The organism is Variovorax sp. HJSM1_2 (genome assembly GCF_049316285.1).
GTDB lineage: Bacteria > Pseudomonadota > Gammaproteobacteria > Burkholderiales > Burkholderiaceae_C > Rhodoferax_B.
In genome coordinates, this window is the sequence record NZ_JBMOXA010000017.1 from 1 (window position 1) to 19034 (window position 19034).

Consider the following 19034-nt stretch of genomic DNA (forward strand, 5'->3'; position numbering starts at 1 on the left):
CGCAGCCCAGCGCTGGCATTCCACCTTGCTGCGCAACCTGCGCGGGCTGCTGAAGAACCCGATGATCGCCGCCATCTTGCTCGGCTTTGCGTTTTCCATGCTCGGCCTGCAACTGCCCGAAGTGATGGCGCGTACCGTGCAAATTGTGGCCACCGCCGCCAGTCCGGTGGCGTTGTTTGTGATTGGTGGATCATTGGTCGGCTTGAAGCTGGGTGGTGTGCGCCGCGACATTGCCACCGTGACCTTCGGCAAGTTGGTACTGCACCCTTTGCTGGTGTTCCTGGCGCTGTGGACGCTGCCGCCGCTGGACCCGCAATTGCGCATCGCTGCCGTGGTGTTGGCGGGCATGCCGATGATGAGCCTGTACCCGGTCGTCGCCCAGAAATACCACCACGAAGGTTTTTGCGCTGCAGCCTTGCTGGTGACCACGGTGGCATCGTTTGTATCCATCAGCATGCTGTTGTGGGCGATGCACGCAGTGTTAGGCTGGACGCCATAGCTGCTTAAGAAAATTAGGCCTCCAGCGCTTTCTGCATAAGCGCAAGCAGCTACGTTTTTGATAGTTGTCGCGTAACACAAGGAGACGCAGCATGGCACACGAGTTCAGCGGAAAAGTGGTGGTGATCACGGGTGGCAGCCGTGGCATTGGGCGCGGCATCGCCGAGGCGTTTGCGGCACAGGGCGCACACACGGTATTGGCCGCTTCGTCGCAGGCCACGCTGGACGCCACCGCCGACGCCATCGCCGCCACGGGCGTGGCGCGCCCCGATGTGTGTGCCACCGACCTGCGTTCCGAAGACGGCTGCCGCGCGGTGTTTGACCTGGTGGCGGCGCGCCATGGCCGTTGCGACATCCTGGTGAATTCGGCTGGCGCCACACGCGCCGGGGCGTTTGTCGATTTGACCGCTGCCGTGTGGCAAGACGGCTTTGCATTGAAGTTTTTTGGCTGCGTAAACCTGTGCCGCCTTTTCTGGCCCATGCTGGTGGCCGGGCGCGGCCACGTGGTCAACATCATTGGCGGTGCGGCGCGCACGCCTGATCCGGGTTTTTTGATTGGCGGCGCGGTGAACGCCGCCATGCACAACTTCAGCAAAGGCCTGGCAGGCCTGGGCAAACGCGAAGGTGTCAACGTTAATGCCATTCTGCCGGGGCTGACGGAGACCGACCGTGTGCAGCAGATCTTTCAGCAGCGCGCCACGGCCAGCGGCAAAACCGTGGCCGAAGAGCGGCAGGCGCAGATCACACGCGAAGGGCTGGCGCGGCTGGGCACGCCCGAAGACGTGGCGGCGCTCACCTTGTTCCTGTGTTCGGAAAAAACACGCCACATCCAGGGCACGGCCATTGCCGTGGATGGTGGTGCAACACCCGGCGTCTATTGAACTATGCTCGGCCGGAGACCTCGGCGCCAGCATTTTTCGGCAGCCGCAGCGACCACGCGGCACCCACGGCCATCAAGGCCGCGCCGGTCAGCAATGCGTGCTGAAAGTCGGCCAGTTGCAGTGTCGACGGCTCGGCGCGCAGGCTCTGAAACAACGCCAGTGTGGTGGCGCCAAACGCCACACCCAGGGTGGCCGCGACCTGTTGCGTCATGGCCGACAAGGCACTGGCCCCGGCACGTTGCTCGGCGCTGATGTCGGCAAACGCCAGCGAGCTGACGGTGGTGAACTGCATGGAGCGCGTCATGCCGGCAACAAACAGCACCGGGTAGATGATGGCCAGCGACAAGCCGGGCGACAGCAGGCCACATGCGGCCATCGACACCGCGCACAGTGCACCATTCACGGCCAATACGCGGCGAAAGCCAAAGCGGCGCAGCACCGGCGTGGTGGCGCTTTTCATGACGAGGTTGCCACCCATGTAGACCAGCAGCATCAGGCCGGCCTGGAACGCGTTGAGCCCAAAACCAATCTGGAACATCAGCGGCAGCAGGAACGGCGTGGCGCTGATGGCAATGCGCGCCATCATGCCGGCGGTCAGCATGCTGATGGCAAACGTCGGCACACGCACCGCGCGCAGGTCCAGCATGGGGGTGGGGTGTAACAGCGCGTGCCGTGTTGCCAGCGCCCCAGAGACAACGGCGACCAGCAGCCAAAGCCAGGCGGTGTGGCGCGCGCCAGGGGCTTCGCCGAGCAGTGCCAGCCCGTGGACCAGCGTGGACAACGCAACCGCCGTCAGCACAAAACCCGATGTGTCAAAAGGCCTGCGCTCTGCGCCTATGTCGTTGGGCACGTGGCGCAGCACCAGCCAGATGCCGACTACGCCCAGCGGTAGGTTGATCAGAAAAATCCAGTGCCACGAGGCATAGGTGGCGATGAAGCCGCCCAGCGGTGGCCCCAGCACCGGGCCTATGAGCCCAGGCCAGGTGATCAGGCTGAGGGCTTCGATCAAGCGTTGCTTGGGGGTGCTGCGCAACACCATCAAGCGGCCCACGGGCGACATGAAGGCCGCGGCCACACCCTGCAAGCTGCGCGCCGCAACAAAGGTCCACAAGTTGGGGCTTAATGCGCACAGCAGCGAGGCCAGGGTGAACAGGCCGATGGCGCTGGCAAACAGCTTGCGCGCGCCGAAGCGGTCGCTGGCCCAACCGGCGGTGGGCACAAACACGGCCAGTGCCACCAGATAGGCCGAGATGCTCAGGCTCAGGCTGAGTGTGCTGGCGTTGAAGCTGTGCGCAATCGCCGGCAGCGCTGTGGTGACGATGGTGCTGTCCAGCGTCTCCATAAAAAACGTGGCGGCCACGATGAGCGGGATGCGGCGCGAGAACGCGGGTGGCGTGGCAGATTCTGGGGGCGGGGCGAGGGGCACTGGCGTCGGCAAAGCTGGTTCCTGTGGGCCCGCCTGGCGGGCCGTTTGCATGGAGCAGCAATATAACTTTTTGATGCCAACCCTGCTGCGCCAGTGGTTCCGCAGTGGGCTAGCCGCAGCTTCGTGCATCACATCTGCTGCTGCTTAAGCGAGTCTTAAACCTGGGCTGTATTACATGGCGGAAACATCTGCTCAGGTGTTGCCGGTCTATGCTGGCGCCACTTTCTCTTTAGCATCGAAAGGCTTCGCATGAACCCCCAGGAACAACAAATGCTCGACGACTTTTTGGCGCGTCTGGCGGCCGTGCACGGCGTGGCCAAAGACCCGCAGGTGGACGCGCTGATCCAGCAACGCCTGGCGACACAAGCCGATGCCCAGTACCTGCTGGTGCAACGCGCTTTGCTGTTGGAGCGTGCGCTGGAGCATGCACACCAGCAGATCGCGCAACTGCAAGAACAGGTGGCCGGCGCCGCAGCACGTGACCCGGGTGGCGCCAGCTTCCTGCAGCGTGGTTTGGAACCCGGCTTTGGCCGTCACCCAACCGCCCCGGGCCTGGTGCCGCAGCCCGAGATGCAAGCCCCGCCTCAGCCGCCGGCCCAGGCCGCAGGCTGGCGTGAGCGTTGGTTTGGCGGTGCGCCGTCATCGGCTGCGCCGCAACAGGCCGCGCCAGCCGGCAGCGGCAGCAGCTTTCTGGGCACGGCTGCAGCGTCCGCTGCCGGGGTGGCCGGTGGCATGTTTCTGTTTAATGGGCTTGGCCATCTGCTGGGCGCCCCCCACGGCAGCAGCAGCTTTTTTGGCGGCGCTACCCCGGCGCAGGGACAAGGTGTGACGGAAAACCTGACGCAGAACTTCTACGACAACAGCGGCCGGGCATCGGCCAACAACGAGCCGCTGTTGTCTGGCGCCAATGAGCATGTGTGGGACGACATGACCTCGGGTATCGATGACGGCTTTCTGGACAACGACCTGACCACTTGATCCCGGCATCCGGCGCCAGCGCCGTTAGACGGGGTTGGCGCCATGGCTCTGGCTGGCAGTGAGTGGAGCCGGCGTGCCGGGCCTTGTGTCAGCCGTCGTACTAATCGTTGTCGCCCGGATTCAGCACCGGGTCGTTGGGCAGTTCGTTGGGGCGCAGGCTGTTGGTCGCCAGCGGAAAGTGCTGCACCAGTTCGGCCGAGACTTCTTCCAGGGCCTGGGTCAGCCCGTCCTCAAAACGCCCCTCGCGAAACGGTGTGCGCATGCGGCTCACCATGGCCTGCCATTGTGCGGTGCTGACGTGGGCATTGAGTCCACGGTCGGCAACGATTTCAATCGCATGGTCGGCCAGCAGCAGGTAGATCAGCACACCGTTGTTGTGTGCCGTGTCCCACACGCGCAACTTGCCAAACAAGGTGACGGCGCGTTCACGTGCGTCGGCGCCGCGCCACAGATAGCTTTGTGGCAAACCGGCTTCCACACAGATGCGGATCTCTCCGCTGTGGCGGTGTTCGCTGGCCGTCACGCGTTGGGCCAGGCGTGCAAGCACGGCTGGCGGGACATCTCGCTCGGCGCGGTTGCTCAGGTCGAACCAACGGTGGCGCAACAGGCGTATGAGTTTGCTAGAGAGTGTCATGGTCTACCAGTCTCCCGAGGCGCCGCCGCCGCCAAAGTCGCCACCACCACCGGAGCTGAAGCCTCCGCCACCGAATCCTCCTCCTCCACCACCAAAACCGCCTCCGCCCAAACCACCACCAAACCCGCCACCCCGGCCAGCGCGTGCTGCTGGCACCAGGCCAGCACTCGTCACCAGTGTGTAGAGCAAGGCCACAACAGCGGCAATGCCGGCAATCACCAGGCTGGCGGTGAACAGCCAGGCCAGCACACCCACGGCGCCACCCGTGAACAAGGCGCCCAGGCCCTTGCCGAAAATCTTGCGCGCGATGGCCCCGCCAATCGGCACGGCAAAGAACAGAAAAATCGCCAGATCAAACCATTGGAACCCTTCGTCAGCAGCCTGGCCTTGGCTGGTTTGTGTGGGCGCGGGCAGGGCCTCGCCCTTGATGAGCTGCATCACACGATCAAGCCCGGCCTCGACACCGGCGGCGTAGTTGCCCTGGCGCAGGTGTGGTGTGATGGCTTCGTCAATCACACGTTTGGCGAGGACGTCCGGGATGGCGCCTTCCAGTGTTTTGGCGATTTCAAAGCGTAGGCGGCGGTCGTTTTTGGCGATCACCAGCAATACACCGTCACCGATGTTCTTGCGGCCGATCTTCCAGGTGTTGGCGACGCGGTTGCTGTAGTCGAAGATGTCTTCGGGTGCGGTGGTGGGCACCATCAGCACCACCACCTGGGCGCCGCTGCTGGCTTCAAAGCTGCTGAGCTTGGCTTCCAGCGCTTGTTGCTGCGCGGCGCTGAAGCTGCCGGTTTGGTCGATCACATGCGCCGTCAAGGGTGGCACCGGCAGAGGCGACTGGGCCAGTGCCGCCGATACCGACAGCCAAGCCAGACACAGCAGCGCCGACCACCAGGTCCAGCGCCTCCACCCAGACGGCGCGCGCGCCGAGAGCCGCATGGCTTACTTCTTGTTGAAGTCGACCACGGGTGGCGTGGAGATGGCGGCTTCGTTCTGCACGCTGAAGTTGGGCTTCACCGCATAGCTGAAGATTTTGGCCGTGAGGTTGCTGGGGAAGCTGCGTGCCAGGACGTTGTATTCCTCCACCGTCTTGATGTAGCGGTTGCGCGCCACGGTGATGCGGTTCTCTGTGCCTTCCAACTGCACGCGCAGATCGCTGAAGCCCTTGTTGGCTTTTAAATCGGGGTAGCGTTCACTGACCACCATCAAGCGGCTCAGCGCGCTGCCGAGTTCACCTTGCGCGGCCTGGAACTTCTGGAATGCCTCGGGGTTGTTCAGCGTTTCGGGTGTGACCTGTATCGAGCTCGCCTTGGCGCGCGCCTCCACCACCTTGGTCAGGGTGTCCTGCTCGAATGCGGCTTCACCCTTGACCGTGGCCACAATGTTGGGCACAAGGTCGCTACGCCGCTGGTATTGGTTGAGCACCTCGCTCCAGGCGGCTTTGCTTTGTTCGTCGAGCTTCTGGAAATCGTTGTAGCCGCAGCCGCTCAGGCCCGCAAGCAAAGCCAGGGCGGCGAGAATTTTCAAGAAGCGTTGCTGCATGGGACGTTCTCCGCGATTCGATTGAGGCGTGACGTTAGCACAGCAGTTTGTTAATCCAGTGCAAAATCCTGGTTTACCCGTGTCAACACGTCACAGACCATGTCCAAAGCCAAACTCCAGGCGGCCACCGTAGGTGGCACTGCCGACGATATCGAAGCAGCCTACTACGAAGCCCTGCAACATGGCGATATCGACCGTTTGATGGCATGTTGGGCGGACGAGGACGAAGTGATGTGTGTGCATCCGGGTGGGCCACGCCTGGTGGGGACGGCGCAGATCCGGGCTTCGTTTGAGGCGCTGTTTGCCACCGGCCGATTGAATGTGAAGGCCGAGCGCATGCGCAAGATCGAGTCCATGGCCAGCGCTGTGCATAACGTGATCGAGCGCGTCGAGGTGATGACCGAGTCGGGCCAGCGAGAAGGCTTTACCACGGCGACCAACGTGTACCACAAGACTCCTCAAGGCTGGCGCCTGGTGGCGCACCACGCCAGCCCGGGCACACGCAACGAGATGCAAGAGGCCAGCGCCGCACCCGTGGTACTCCATTGAATAAGCCGGTGTCTTTGAATGCCTTGACGCCCGCCAAAAAGGCGCACAAGGCTATGAACTACGTAGCGCCCTGGTGGTTGCCGGGCGGGCACCTGCAAACCATCTGGCCGGCGCTTTATTCGCGCCGCGTATTTGGGCCGGCACCGCGTTTCAAGCGCGAGCGCTGGATCGCGCCGGACATGGACTTTGTCGACGTTGATTTCTGCGACCCCGCCGCAGAAGTGGCGGACCCCGCGGCCCAGCTCAACAGCCGACCGCTGCTGGTGTTGTTCCACGGCTTGGAGGGCTCATCGGGCAGCCATTACGCGCAGGCTTTTGCCGACTACACGCGCAGCCATGGCATGGCCTTTGCCGTGCCGCATTTCCGGGGCTGCAGCGGCGAGTTGAATCTGGCGCCCCGGGTCTACCACTCGGGCGATTTTGAAGAGATCGACTGGATTCTGGCGCGCATGCGTGCGCGGCATAGGGGGCCGGTGCTGGCCGTTGGTGTCTCTTTGGGTGGCAATGCCTTGCTGCGTTGGGCCGAAGAGAAGGGCGCACAAGCCAGCCGCATGGTGCGTGCGGTGGCGGCGGTGTCGTCGCCAGTGGACCTGGTGGCCGCAGGCCGGGTCATTGGCCGTGGTTTCAACCGGCAGGTCTATACCCGTATGTTCTTGCGCACCATGAAACCCAAGGCCATGGCCAAGTACGCCCAGTTCCCCGGGCTGTTTGACCGTGAAACGGTGCTGGCGGCGCGCGACCTCTACGAGTTTGACAACGCCTTTACCGCCCCAGTGCATGGTTTCAAGAGTGTCGAGGACTATTGGGCGCGCGCTTCCGCGAAGCCACGCCTGGCGGATATCCGTGTCCCCACCCTGGTGGTGAACGCCAGCAACGATCCCTTTGTGCCCGCCTGGAGCCTGCCGCACCAGGACGAGGTGGGTGAACACGTGACGCTATGGCAACCTTCGCACGGCGGGCATGTCGGGTTTCCCAAGGGCCGCCTTCCGGGCCATGTGCGCGACCTGCCCGACCAGGTTGGCGCGTGGCTGGTGCAAGCCAGCCAGTAAAGGCCGGTTGCGGGCCGCACGGTGGCTTGGCGCACGGCCACGGGCCCGGCAGCAGGCCTATGGGGTGTTGTTTCTGCACCTCTCTGGCGAAGAAACAACATGTCTGCCGGGGTAGTTTCGCTATTTACAAGATGCTACATTCAGGTTCAAAGTGAGGCTCTTCACGCTGTAAACCTGCCATGGGTTATGCAGTCAACCGGCCATAGGCGACTCCTGTCATGCACAGTGCACCAGCGGTTGTTCCCGTCTCTTGCCAGCCGCCCAGCCGCTGCGGTGGCGGCGTATTTCTGGTGTGCTGCATCTGCACACACCCCTTCCTTTTCCAAGCTGCAGAAATCACCGAGGGAAATTTCTCATGAAGTTCAATCAGTTGAAAATTGGGGTGCGTCTGGGTATAGGTATTGCGCTGGCGGCCATCTTGTTGGCCATCAATGTGTGGATCGGTATTTCCGGCATGAGCGGCATCAAGACCCAGTTGGATCTGGCGACGGAGGACCGGGTGCCCAAGGCGGCGGCGATTGCATCCATCAAGGAAAACCTGCTGCTGCAAGCCGTGACGGTGCGCAACATCGTGTTGTTGACTGATGCCGAGGAAATGAAAAAGGAGGTCGCACTCCTGCAAAAGTCCTACGGCGACGTTGAGGCCGCGTCCAAGCTGCTGGAGGCCAGACTCATTTCTGCCGACGCCAAAGAAAAGTTCAGCACCTTGAAAGCCACCATCGCCAGCACCCGAGCACCGTTGGAGGCGGTGGTGACGAAGGGCTTGGCGAACGCAGATCCGGGGGAGTTGCTCAAGCTGTTGACGACCACGGTGCGGCCGGTGCAAATCAAGGCCAGCGTCGAGGCCACAGAGTTGGGGGCCATCCTGGCGGGCAATGGTGTGCGTGCGCAGGAGCAGGCGAACACAGACTACCACTCCAAGCTGCAACTGCTGATCATCGTCGGCGTGCTGGCGGTGCTGCTGCTGGTGGTGCTGGGCTACCTGCTGGTCAAGGCGATTACCGGCCCGGTGAATGTGGCCGTTGCGGTGTCGCAAGCGGTGGCCGAGGGCGACCTGACCACGCGTTTCGACGCTGAGGGCAGAAGCGAAACCGCATTGCTGCTGCAAGCCTTGAAAGCCATGCAGAACAGCCTGGTCACGGTGGTGAGCAATGTGCGCAGCAATGCCGACGGGGTGGCCACGGCCAGTTCCGAGATTTCACAGGGCAACAACGATTTGTCGGCACGCACAGAACAGCAGGCGAGTGCGCTGGAAGAGACGGCGGCGTCCATGGAGCAACTCTCCAGCACGGTGAAGCAGAACTCGGACAACGCACGCCAGGCGAATCAATTGGCGCAAAGCGCTTCCACCGTGGCGGTGCAAGGTGGCGATGTCGTAGGCCAGGTGGTCGAGACCATGAAAGGCATCAACGACAGCAGCAAGAAGATTGCCGACATCATCAGCGTCATTGACGGCATTGCCTTCCAGACCAATATCCTGGCGCTGAACGCGGCGGTGGAAGCGGCGCGCGCCGGTGAACAAGGGCGCGGCTTTGCCGTGGTCGCCAGCGAGGTGCGTAGTCTGGCCGGGCGCAGTGCCGAGGCCGCCAAGGAAATCAAGGCCTTGATCTCGGCCAGTGTGGAGCGTGTGGAACAAGGCACGGCGCTGGTGGATCAGGCCGGGGTGACGATGCAGGAAGTGGTGACTTCGATCCGCCGCGTGACCGACATCATGGGTGAGATCAGTGCCGCAAGTGTGGAGCAGTCGCAGGGGGTGAGCCAGGTTGGCGAAGCCGTCACACAGATGGACCAGGCCACGCAGCAGAACGCGGCACTGGTGGAGCAGAGTGCGGCGGCCGCGAACGCGCTCAAGGGCCAGGCCCAGCAACTGGTGGATGCCGTGGCGGTGTTCAAGCTCTCGGACGGTGCAACGCGTACCGTGTCGTCCGCCGCCTCCTATGCTGCGGCGCCGACACCGCGCCCCAATCCCATCAAAGCGGGGAAAAGCACTGGCTCCACGGCGAAACCCGCATCCATGCCGCGTGTGAGCGCTGCTGCGCATGCAGCGCCAAAGCCAGCTCCCGCCGCAACTGCACCCAAAGCTCCGCCCAGAGCGGCGCCCAAGGCGGCTATCACGGCCACCGCATCCTTGCCCGCCCCCAAGCTCAAGGCGGCTGCCGCGGGAGGCGATGACGACTGGGAGTCGTTCTAAGGCGAGGCTCTAAAGCCTTTGCCCAGGCCTCGTGAAAGGGCGCCATGCGCCGCATAATCGGCGCATGGACGATATTGTCAGACAGGCGATGGCCAAGTGGCCCCATGTGCCGAATTGCTACGGTTGGCTGGGGCTAGATGTACGTGGCAACTGGTACATGCGCGACGATAGGGTGCAAGCGCTGGGCAGTTTTGCCAGCGGTGTGCCGGGCAGCAAAGGCTCGCTGCTGCAGCACGAAAAACTGATCGAGTTCATTCAGCGCAATTACGAAGCCGATGACGTCGGCCGCTGGTACTTCCAGAATGGGCCGCAGCGGGTCTATGTCGAGCTGGCACGCACGCCGCTGGTGTGGCGGCTGCAGTCAGATGGTGCCGTAATCAGCCATACCGGGCGCCAGGCTCAGGTGCAGCAGTGTGTTGTAGACGCTGAAGGCCTGCTTTATCTGCAAACCGATCTGGGTTTTGGCCTGGTGCACACACAAGATGTGTTGTTGGCGGCCGATTGGATTGAGCAGGGGAAATGGCAGCCACGCGAGATGCTGGCGGCCGATCTTCCGCAGCAATTTGACTATGTGCTGAGCCCCCAGGCGCAAGTCGATCAGGCCTAGGCAGCTGCAGCGCAAAAAAAAACCGGCCATGCAGCCGGTTTTTTTTATGCCCTGAGGCGGGTTTACTGGACGCGCATTATTTGGCTGCGGCCACTGGCGTGGCGCCGGAGGCCGCCGGTGCCGCTGCCGACGCCCCATCTGCGGGTGCTGCCGCAGGTTTCGAGGGCACTGGGAACTTGCCACCTGCGGCGTTGGCCATGTAGACCACGGCACGGCCGATTTCCAGATCTTCGAAGTCGCCGCCACCTTGTGCGGCCATGGCGCCTTTGCCCTTCAGCGCGGAGTGCAGCAAGGCCTCGTAACCCGTGGAGATGCGGGTGGTCCAGGCGGCAGCATCGCCCAGCTTAGGCGCACCGGCCACGCCAGCCGCATGGCAGGTTGTGCATTGGGCTTTGAAGACTTCTTCACCGGATTTGAGTTCGCGGTTGGCATCGCGGATTTCGACCATGCCGACCTTTTGCAGGCGGACGTTGGCGGCTGCAACGCGCTCTTGTTCGGACAGACCACCCAATCCCACCGAACTGCCATCACCCATGCCGCCGGGCTTGTAGGCCGAGACCACGAAGAACACCAGGCCAATGATCAGAAAAATTGGAACGACGAAAGAAAAGAAAACCGAAATCAGCAGTTGTTTCGGGTTTTTGATAGGGCCGGTATGGGCTTCATCTGCCGCATGATCGTGTGGGGAATCGCTCATGTTGTCCTCAATTATTATGGGGGCTCTACTACTGTTTTTGATTATAGCGACGGCCCTCATAGGCTGTTTTTGATCCTTGGCGGATCAAAGACAGCACAACGGGTTCACGGTCTACTGGTGCTCCAATAGACCGTGAACCCGTTCTGAGGACGCCCAGCCAAGTGTAGGGCCAGGCGGGCTGCGGAGGTGGCTTTAAGAGGCCGGGTTTTCCGCAACAGACTTGGCTTGCGGGGCTGGTGGTGGTTCGGTCCACCCGCCACCCAAGGCCTTGTACAACTCCACCTGGTTCAGCAATTGGCTCTGCTGCGTCTGGACCGCGGCCAACTGCGAGGTGAACAGCGTGCGTAACGCCACCTGCAAATCGAGGTAGCTGGCCACGCCGCCTTTGTAGCGCAGATCCGACAGCTTATAAGTGGCTTCGTCGGCTGCCACCTGGGCGCGCAGTGCGCGTAGCTGTTCATTAAAGGTTGCCTGACCGGCCAGGGCATCCGCGACTTCGCGGAAGGCGGTCTGAATGGCCTTCTCGTACTGGGCCTGCGCAATCGCACGGCCTGCATTGGCCGAGTCCAGGTTGGCCTGGTTGCGGCCGGCGTCGAAGATCGGCAGCATCAGCTGCGGCGCCACGGTGAAGCCCCAAGTACCACCCGAGAACAAGTCGTTGAAGTGTGAACTGGCGGTGCCAGCACCCACGGTGAGCGAGATGTTCGGGAAGAATGCGGCCCGCGCGGCGCCGATGTTGGCGTTGTTGGCCAGCATGACCTGTTCGGCCTGGCGGATGTCGGGGCGGCTCAACAGCACGTCCGACGGCAGACCCGGCGGCAAGGTATTGACCAGTTGGGTGTTGCCCAGGGAAGCGTTGGCGGAGAGTTCTCCCAGCGCCCCTAGTGGTTGGCCGACCAGCAGGCTCAGCGCGTTGCGGTCTTGTGCTGTCAGGCGTGTCAGGCGCGCGCGTTCGGCGCGAGCGGTTTCCGTCAGCGATTGCGCTTGGCGCAAGTCGAGTTCGGAGGCTACGCCGTTGTCGAAACGCAGCTTGGCGAGTTTTTCCGATTCGATCCGGCTGTTCACCGTCTGCTCGGTCAGGTCCAGGAGTTCGCGGTCGGCCAGCAGCGCGATGTATCCGCCCGCTACCGACGCAATCAGGCTGATCTGCGCGCTCTTGCGCGCTTCCTCGGTGGCCAGGTACTGGGCCAAGGCGGCTTCCTTGAGGCTTGCCACGCGGCCGAAGAAGTCCAGCTCCCAGCTGGACGTGACCAGGCCCACGCTATAGGTGGCGCTGTTGCTGCTGGTGACCTTTTGGCCGCTGGCGCCCAGATTGACGGTGGGGAACTGGTCTGCCCGTTTGATCTGAAATTGCGCGCGTGCTTGCTCTATGTTGAGCACCGCCACACGCAGGTCGCGGTTGTTTTGCAGTGCGGTTTCAATCAGCCGTTGCAGTTGCGGATCGGTGAAGAAAGACTGCCACGGCACCTCGGTGGGCGCCTTGCCAGGCGCGGCGACGGTCATGCCTGCCGCCTCGGCAGGCCACTGGCCGGCCACGGGTGCGGCCGGGCGTTCGTAGGTGGGGATCATCGAGCAGCCGCTCAAAAAAGCGGCCGCTGCCAGACTCAGAATGCTTAACTTACTCATGGCTACCGACTCCGGTATGTTTGGCGTGCTCGGCGTAGATTTCCGCCTGGCGCGCGCTGCCCTTGAAAACACTGCGGATCAGCACAAAGAAGATCGGCACAAAAATCACCGCCAGGATGGTGCCGGTGATCATGCCGCCCAGCACCGCCGAGCCGATGGCACGTTGGCTGGCCGAGCTGGCGCCGCTGGCAATGGCCAAGGGCAGCACACCCAGCATGAACGCCATCGACGTCATGATGATCGGACGGAAGCGCAGGTGGGCGGCCTCGAGCGCTGCTTCGATCACGCCCTTGCCTTGGGCCTGTAGATCCTTGGCAAACTCAATGATCAAAATCGCGTTCTTGGCCGACAAACCAATGATGGTGACCAGTCCCACCTGGAAGTAGACGTCGGCCGCGTACGAGCGCGACCAGGTCGCCAGCAGCACGCCCAGCACACCCAGCGGCACGACCAGAATCACCGACATCGGGATAGACCAGCTTTCATACAGCGCGGCCAGGCACAGGAACACCGCCAGGATGGCGAAGCCGTAGAGCACCACGGCTTGCGAGCCGGCGAGCTTTTCTTCGCGCGACAGCGCCGTCCACTCGTAGCCGAAGCCCGGTGGCAGCTGTGCGGCCAGACGTTCCATTTCGGCCATGGCGGCTCCGCTGCTGTAGCCGGGTGCACCAGCGCCTTCAATACGCATGGCGGGGTAGCCGTTGTAGCGCACGGTCTGCATAGGGCCGGTGATCCAGCGCGTCGAGGCGAAGGACGACAGTGGCACGGCCTGGCCGGTGTTGTTCAGCGCATTGATCTTCAGCAGATCTTGCGGCTGCATGCGGTCTTTTGCGTCGGCTTGCACCACCACACGTTGCAGACGGCCCTGATTCGGGAAGTCGTTGACGTAGCTGGAGCCCAGCGCCGTAGAAAGCGCGCTGTTGATGGCACTGAAGCTCACGCCCAGTGCGTTGGCCTTGTCGCGGTCAATGTCGATCTGCAGCTGGGCCGCATCTTCCAGCCCGTTGGGGCGCACTTGCGTGAGGATGGGGCTCTTAGAGGCCATGCCCAGCAGTTGGTTGCGGGCCGCGAGCAGGGCGTCGTGGCCCAGGCTGGCGCGGTCTTGCAAACGGAAGGTGAAGCCGCTGGAGGTGCCCAGTTCGGGAATCGCCGGTGGGCTCAGCGGGTAGATGAACGCATCACGAATGCCAGACAGTGCACCGAAGGCCCGACCCGCGATGGCCGAAGCCTGGTGTTGCGGTTCGTGGCGTTCGTCCCAGTCCTTCAAGGTCACGAAGGCCAGGCCTGCGTTCTGCCCGGTACCCGAGAAGCTGAAGCCCAGCACACCGACCATGCTCTGCACTTCGGGCTGCTTGAGGATGTAGTCCTCGACCTGGGCCATCACCTTGCTGGTGCGCTCTTGCGTGGCGCCCGGCGGCAACTGCACGTTGATGATCAGGTTGCCCTGGTCTTCATCGGGCAGGAACGAGGTCGGCAGGCGGTTGTAGACCAGCACCACCGCAGCCACCAGTGCCGCGTAGATGATCATGTAGCGGCCGGCCTTTTTCAGCAGGCGCGCGACAAAGCCTTCATATGACTTGGCGGTGCGCGAGAAGCCACGGTTGAACCAGCCGAAGAAACCTTTCTTCTCGTGGTGGTGGCCTGCCTCGACCGGCTTGAGCAGCGTGGCGCACAAGGCCGGCGTGAGCGACAGCGCCAGGAACGCGGAGAACGCGATCGACACCACCATCACCGCCGAGAACTGGCGGTAGATATTGCCCACCGAGCCGGAGAAGAAAGCCAGCGGCACAAACACGGCGATCAGCACCACCGTCACACCAATGATGGCGCCGGAGATCTGGCCCATGGCCTTGCGTGTGGCCTGCAGCGGCGGCAAACCTTCTTCGCTCATGATGCGTTCGACGTTTTCGACCACCACAATCGCATCGTCCACCACGATACCGATCACCAGCACCATGCCGAACATGGTCAGCACGTTGATCGAGAAGCCCAGGGCCAGCAGTGCCGAGAACGTGCCCAAAAGGGCCACCGGCACCACGATGGATGGAATCAGCGTGTAGCGGATGTTCTGCAGGAACAGGAACATCACCAGGAACACCAGCACGATGGCCTCTATCAGCGTGTGCGCCACCTTCTCGATGGAGATGCCAACGAAGCGTGAGCTGTCGTAAGGTACGTTGAACGACACACCATCCGGGAAGAACTTTTGCAGTTCGGCCATGCGTGTCTTGACCAGCTTGGCCGTGGCCATGGCGTTGCCCGAGGGCGACAGCTGGACACCGATGCCCACGGCCGGTTGGCCGTTCAGGCGCGCGCTGGTGGAGTAGCTTTGTGCACCGAGTTCGATGCGGGCCACGTCCTTCAGGCGCACTTGCGAGCCGTCAGCATTGGCGCGCAGCACGATGTTGCCGAATTGCTCGACCGTGCTGAGCTGGCCGCTGACCACCACCGTGGCGCTGATGCCCTGGCCGCTGATGTTGGGCAGGTCGCCAATGGTGCCCGAAGCCACCTGGGCGTTCTGGCCGCTGATGGCGGTGTTGACGTCGGCCGTGGAGAGCTTGTAGCCCACCAGCTTGGCCGGGTCTATCCAGATGCGCATGGCGTGTTCGGTGCCGAACAACTGCGCCTGGCCCACGCCCGAAGTCCGTTGGATTTCCGGCAGGATGTTGCGCGAGGCGTAGTCGCCCAGCGCATTGGTGTCGACATCCGGGTTGGTGGACGACAACATCACAAACAACAGGAAGTTGTTGCGTGACTTGTCGACACGCACACCTTGTTGTGTCACGGCCGATGGCAGGCGCGGCGTGGCACGCGACAAGCGGTTCTGCACGTCCACCTGCGCCAGGTCGGCGTTGGTGCCGGGCTCGAAGCTCAGCGTCAGCGAACCGGTGCCGTCGGCTTGCGCCACGGCTTCCATGTAGATCATGCCGGGCGAGCCGTTCATTTCGCGTTCGATCACACTCAGCACGCTTTGCTCCAGCGTCTGCGCCGAGGCGCCTGGGTAGGCGACGTTGATCACGATGGCGGGCGGCGCCACGGGTGGGTATTGCGCCACCGGCAGTTGCGTGATGGAGATCACCCCCATCACGATGATGAACAGCGAAACCACCCACGCAAAAATCGGGCGGTCGATAAAAAACTTTGCCATGCTGCGGGCTCCTTACTTGCTGGCAGCCGCCGTGGCCGCTGAGGCGGCGGGGGCTTTGGCAGCAGTTGGTGCAGCTGCACCCGCAGCCGCCGCGGAGGCGTCGGCGGGTTGCCATGGCACGGGCTTCACCGGGGCGTCGCCGCGCAGCTTCTGGAAGCCGTCGACCATCACCTGGTCGCCGTCTTTCAGGCCGTCGACCACCACCCAGTTATTGCCCTTGGCCGAACTGATCTTCACCTTGCGTGGGGCGACCTTGCCGTCGGCGCCCACCACCATCACGCTGTCGCCCTTGTTGCCACGGGTGACGGCTTGCTGGGGAACAGGGAAGGCGTTGGCGGCTTGTGATTGCTCCAGGCGTACACGCACATAAAGGCCAGGCAACAGCAGGCCCTTGGGGTTGGGCACTTCGGCGCGCAGTGTGATCTGGCCCGTGTTGGCGTCGACCGTCAGGTCCGAGAACAGCAGGCGGCCGGCTTGGGCGTATTCGCCCTGGCCGTCCAGAATGATGCGCACGCTGGCGGCTTCGGCGCCGGGGGCGCGCTTGAGTTGGCCGCTTTCCAGGCCACGGCGCAGCGCCAACACTTCACCAGCCGATTGCGTGAAGTTCACGTACATCGGGTTGATTTGCTGAATCACGGCCAGGGCCGTGGCTTCACCCTGGCCGACCAGGGCACCTTCGGTGACCAGCGCACGGCCAATGCGGCCGGAGATAGGCGCGGTGACCTGGCTGTAGTCCAGATTGATCTTGGCGGTCTGCACGGCGGCCTTGCCCACGGCCACGCTGGCTTCGGCTTGTGCGGCGGCGGCCACGGCGTTCACGTAGTCTTGTTTGCTGATGGCATTGGCTTCCACCAGCGGCTTGTAGCGCTCGGCCAAGGCGGTGGCTTGCTGCAGGTTCGCTTGCGCACTGGCCAGCGAGGCCTGCGCACTCTGGTAAGAGGCGGCATACGGTGCCGAGTCGATGGCAAAAAGCGTTTGGCCGGCCTTCACATCGCTGCCCTCGGCGAACAGGCGCTTTTGCAAAATGCCAGCGGCGCGGGCACGCACTTCGGCCACGCGCGAGGCTTCCAGGCGGCCTGGCAACTCGTTGACCAGGTCGACTTCACCCAACTTGACGGTGACGACGCCGACTTCGGCCGGCGGAGGCGCGCCGCCGCCAGCTTGGGCACCACCTTCCCCACTCTTTTGGCCGCAGGCTGCGAGCAAGGCCGCAGCGGCCAACACGGATGGGACTAAAAGCAGGCCACGGATGGACTGCAGCGTAAGACGCTGTGGGGTGCGTTGGAGAGACATGCAATTCCTTCCGGGGGAAACAAGCAACGGGAAAACAGGCAGAAAGCGAAAGAGGCGGCGACCACAGGGGTCACATGCGAACCCCAAATAGTACCGAAATCACGTGATGTTTTGTATACATACACTGATGAATGTATAATAGCAGAATTCCATCAAAGTAGTAACAAACCCTAGGTAAATGGCGCGCCGCACAAAAGAAGACGCTCAGGCCACGCGAGACCGCTTGCTCGACGAGGCGGAATTGGTGTTCCACGCCAAGGGTGTGTCGCGCAGTTCGCTTGCCGAAATCGCGGAAAACGCCGGTCTTACGCGTGGCGCCATTTATTGGCATTTCAAGGACAAGGCGGATTTGTTCAATGCCATGATGGACCGCGCCACATTGCCATTGGAAAACGCCTTGCAATTGGTCGGAGCCGAGCCCGGAGTGGATCCGCTGGAGGCTTTACGCGCCACCCTGGCGAACACTTGGCAACGTATGTTGCACGACGTGCAGTTGCGCCGCGTGTTTGATGTGGCAGTACACCAGGTGGAATATGTAGAAGAGTTGCGTGCCGTGCGCGAGCGCCACCATGCGGTGCGTGAGCAGTGCCTGGCGGACTTTCGCCGCGCCATTGAAGCCGGAGCGCAATGGCGCGGTGTGCAACTGCAGATGCCCGCCGCCCTGGCCGCACGTGGGCTGCAAACCCTTGCTTGGGGCTTGATCCAGGACTGGCTGCTCGATACCGAGGCGTTTGACCTGGTGGAAGTGGGAACTGTTGCGCTGCAGATCTACCTGAGCGGATTGGGCTTGGGTGAGCCGTATCCGGCCGCGAAGAAGCTTGTCGACAAGCCCTAGATCGGTGATGGCTTGGACCCGGTGGCCGCGACCGTCGAGTCCAGCGCCTCCACCGGGTGCCCCGCCGCAGTCCAGGCCTCCAGCCCGCCGGCCAAGGGATGAACCTTCTTGCGGCCGCGCGCCAGCAGTAGTTGCGCGCCTTGCACGGCCGAGGCTTCATTCGGGCAATTGCAATACAGCACCACGTCCGCGTCATCGGGGAAATTGAGCGCCACGCTTTCGCGCAATTCCTGCAAGCTGTATGAGTACGCACCCGGAATGCGCTGCGGCGCCATGGCCAGCCCGGTGCTGCCGCGTACATCAACCACGACCGGCGCCGGCGACTGCTGCTGCATGCTGCGCAGTTGGGCCACGGTAATACGTGGCATCTCCAGCGCTTGCAGCGCACGTCGGCGCCGCCAGTGGCGCACCAGCACCACGCCCAAGACCAATGCAACTGCCACGGCCGCCACACCACCGGCCTGGGCCAGACTCAGCAGAATGGTTTGCACCTGGGTGTTGAAGAACCAGCCCAGCGCCAAAAAGCCGCCCGACCAGATCGCCGCCGAGAGCAACTCGAACCACAAGAACCGTGGCAAGGACATGCCCAAAGCGCCCAGCAGCGGCGGCGCAATCAGCGACACGCCGGGCACGTATTTGGCCGTGATCAAGGACGCGCCACCCCAGCGCTGTATCAACGACTGGCTTTGCTGCACACAGGTGTCGGGCGACATGGAGATGCGGCATAACAGGCGCAGAATCCGTTGCCCATATCTGCGGCCGGCGTAAAACCAGGCGCCGTCGCCTATCAGATTGCCGATGAGCGCGGCCACCAGCACATCTGCCAGCGGCACCAGGTCGACGGCAATCAAGCTGCCAGCCACCACCAGCAAGGGCGCGGCCGGCACCGGCAAACCAATACGCGCCGCCGCCGTGGCCAGAAAAACCGCCACAGCCGACTGCGCCGTGATCAACGCCATGAAGTCAAACATGCGGGGAGCCCAGTGTTTTCGTAAAAGTCAGGTGTATGCCCATGAATCCGTGAATGCTAACCCGCCGACAAAAAAGCCGGATGCTTGCAGGCAAGCATCCGGCGCGTCT

17 protein-coding genes are annotated in these 19034 nt (G+C 62.9%); 8 read left to right on the forward strand and 9 right to left on the reverse strand.

Annotated features, from left to right (window positions below):
• Both ACFQ95_RS17565 and ACFQ95_RS17570 read left to right on the forward strand, forming a co-directional pair.
• Positions 1-499, forward strand: a 499-nt coding sequence (locus ACFQ95_RS17565; RefSeq protein ID WP_422833017.1) for an AEC family transporter, incomplete at its 5' end; no start/stop codon positions are given.
• 91 nt (positions 500-590) lie between these two features.
• On the forward strand, positions 591-1379 hold the full coding sequence (locus ACFQ95_RS17570; RefSeq protein ID WP_422833019.1) for an SDR family oxidoreductase: 789 nt from the start codon (positions 591-593) through the stop codon (positions 1377-1379).
• A 1-nt stretch (position 1380) separates the two neighbouring features.
• On the opposite strand, the gene ACFQ95_RS17575 is transcribed toward ACFQ95_RS17570, so the two are convergent.
• Positions 1381-2856, reverse strand: coding sequence for an MFS transporter (locus ACFQ95_RS17575; protein WP_422833021.1), 1476 nt, complete (start codon positions 2854-2856; stop codon positions 1381-1383).
• Between the two features lie 198 nt (positions 2857-3054).
• Here ACFQ95_RS17575 and ACFQ95_RS17580 point away from each other — a divergent pair, with 198 nt between their 5' ends.
• Positions 3055-3783 carry a DUF2076 domain-containing protein gene (locus ACFQ95_RS17580; RefSeq protein WP_422833023.1) on the forward strand — a complete coding sequence of 243 codons (729 nt, stop codon included), beginning with the start codon at positions 3055-3057 and terminating at the stop codon, positions 3781-3783.
• A 100-nt stretch (positions 3784-3883) separates the two neighbouring features.
• Here ACFQ95_RS17580 and ACFQ95_RS17585 read toward each other — a convergent pair whose 3' ends face one another.
• From ACFQ95_RS17585 to ACFQ95_RS17595, 3 genes are read right to left on the reverse strand one after another with little or no spacing between them, the layout of a single operon-like run.
• Entirely contained in the window at positions 3884-4417 is a 534-nt protein-coding gene (locus ACFQ95_RS17585) for a TPM domain-containing protein (protein ID WP_422833025.1), read from the reverse strand.
• Positions 4418-4420: 3 nt separating this feature from the next.
• Complete coding sequence (locus ACFQ95_RS17590; RefSeq protein ID WP_422833027.1) at positions 4421-5356, reverse strand: TPM domain-containing protein; 936 nt, start codon at positions 5354-5356, stop codon at positions 4421-4423.
• Positions 5357-5359: 3 nt separating this feature from the next.
• A complete protein-coding gene (locus tag ACFQ95_RS17595; RefSeq protein WP_422833029.1) occupies positions 5360-5959 on the reverse strand; it encodes a LemA family protein in 600 nt (199 codons plus the stop codon).
• A 99-nt stretch (positions 5960-6058) separates the two neighbouring features.
• Here ACFQ95_RS17595 and ACFQ95_RS17600 point away from each other — a divergent pair, with 99 nt between their 5' ends.
• From ACFQ95_RS17600 to ACFQ95_RS17615, 4 genes are all read left to right on the forward strand, one after another.
• Positions 6059-6508, forward strand: coding sequence for a YybH family protein (locus ACFQ95_RS17600; RefSeq protein ID WP_422833031.1), 450 nt, complete (start codon positions 6059-6061; stop codon positions 6506-6508).
• Between the two features lie 53 nt (positions 6509-6561).
• The gene (locus ACFQ95_RS17605) at positions 6562-7557 is read left to right on the forward strand and encodes a YheT family hydrolase (RefSeq protein ID WP_422833033.1); all 996 of its coding nucleotides are present in this window, start codon (positions 6562-6564) and stop codon (positions 7555-7557) included.
• A 355-nt stretch (positions 7558-7912) separates the two neighbouring features.
• Positions 7913-9748, forward strand: coding sequence for a methyl-accepting chemotaxis protein (locus ACFQ95_RS17610; RefSeq protein ID WP_422833035.1), 1836 nt, complete (start codon positions 7913-7915; stop codon positions 9746-9748).
• A gap of 64 nt (positions 9749-9812) precedes the next feature.
• Entirely contained in the window at positions 9813-10355 is a 543-nt protein-coding gene (locus ACFQ95_RS17615) for a DUF2946 family protein (RefSeq protein ID WP_422833036.1), read from the forward strand.
• 76 nt (positions 10356-10431) lie between these two features.
• Here ACFQ95_RS17615 and ACFQ95_RS17620 read toward each other — a convergent pair whose 3' ends face one another.
• The 4 genes from ACFQ95_RS17620 to ACFQ95_RS17635 form a co-directional block, all read right to left on the reverse strand.
• Positions 10432-11052 carry a c-type cytochrome gene (locus tag ACFQ95_RS17620; RefSeq protein ID WP_422833039.1) on the reverse strand — a complete coding sequence of 207 codons (621 nt, stop codon included), beginning with the start codon at positions 11050-11052 and terminating at the stop codon, positions 10432-10434.
• 192 nt (positions 11053-11244) lie between these two features.
• Complete coding sequence (locus ACFQ95_RS17625) at positions 11245-12678, reverse strand: efflux transporter outer membrane subunit (protein ID WP_422833040.1); 1434 nt, start codon at positions 12676-12678, stop codon at positions 11245-11247.
• Positions 12671-15826: an efflux RND transporter permease subunit gene (locus ACFQ95_RS17630; protein WP_422833042.1), complete on the reverse strand. Its 3156-nt coding sequence runs from the start codon at positions 15824-15826 to the stop codon at positions 12671-12673. The genes ACFQ95_RS17625 and ACFQ95_RS17630 overlap by 8 nt, the downstream gene beginning before the upstream one ends.
• 12 nt (positions 15827-15838) lie before the next feature.
• Positions 15839-17119, reverse strand: coding sequence for an efflux RND transporter periplasmic adaptor subunit (locus ACFQ95_RS17635; protein ID WP_422833044.1), 1281 nt, complete (start codon positions 17117-17119; stop codon positions 15839-15841).
• A gap of 178 nt (positions 17120-17297) precedes the next feature.
• Between ACFQ95_RS17635 and ACFQ95_RS17640 the strand changes: the two genes are divergently transcribed.
• The gene (locus tag ACFQ95_RS17640; RefSeq protein ID WP_422833045.1) at positions 17298-17954 is read left to right on the forward strand and encodes a TetR family transcriptional regulator; all 657 of its coding nucleotides are present in this window, start codon (positions 17298-17300) and stop codon (positions 17952-17954) included.
• On the opposite strand, the gene ACFQ95_RS17645 is transcribed toward ACFQ95_RS17640, so the two are convergent.
• Positions 17951-18925 (reverse strand): DedA family protein/thiosulfate sulfurtransferase GlpE, encoded by a 975-nt coding sequence (locus ACFQ95_RS17645; RefSeq protein ID WP_422833046.1) that lies wholly within the window; start codon positions 18923-18925, stop codon positions 17951-17953. The two genes, ACFQ95_RS17640 and ACFQ95_RS17645, sit on opposite strands and share 4 nt — an antisense overlap.
• Positions 18926-19034: the final 109 nt, after the last annotated feature.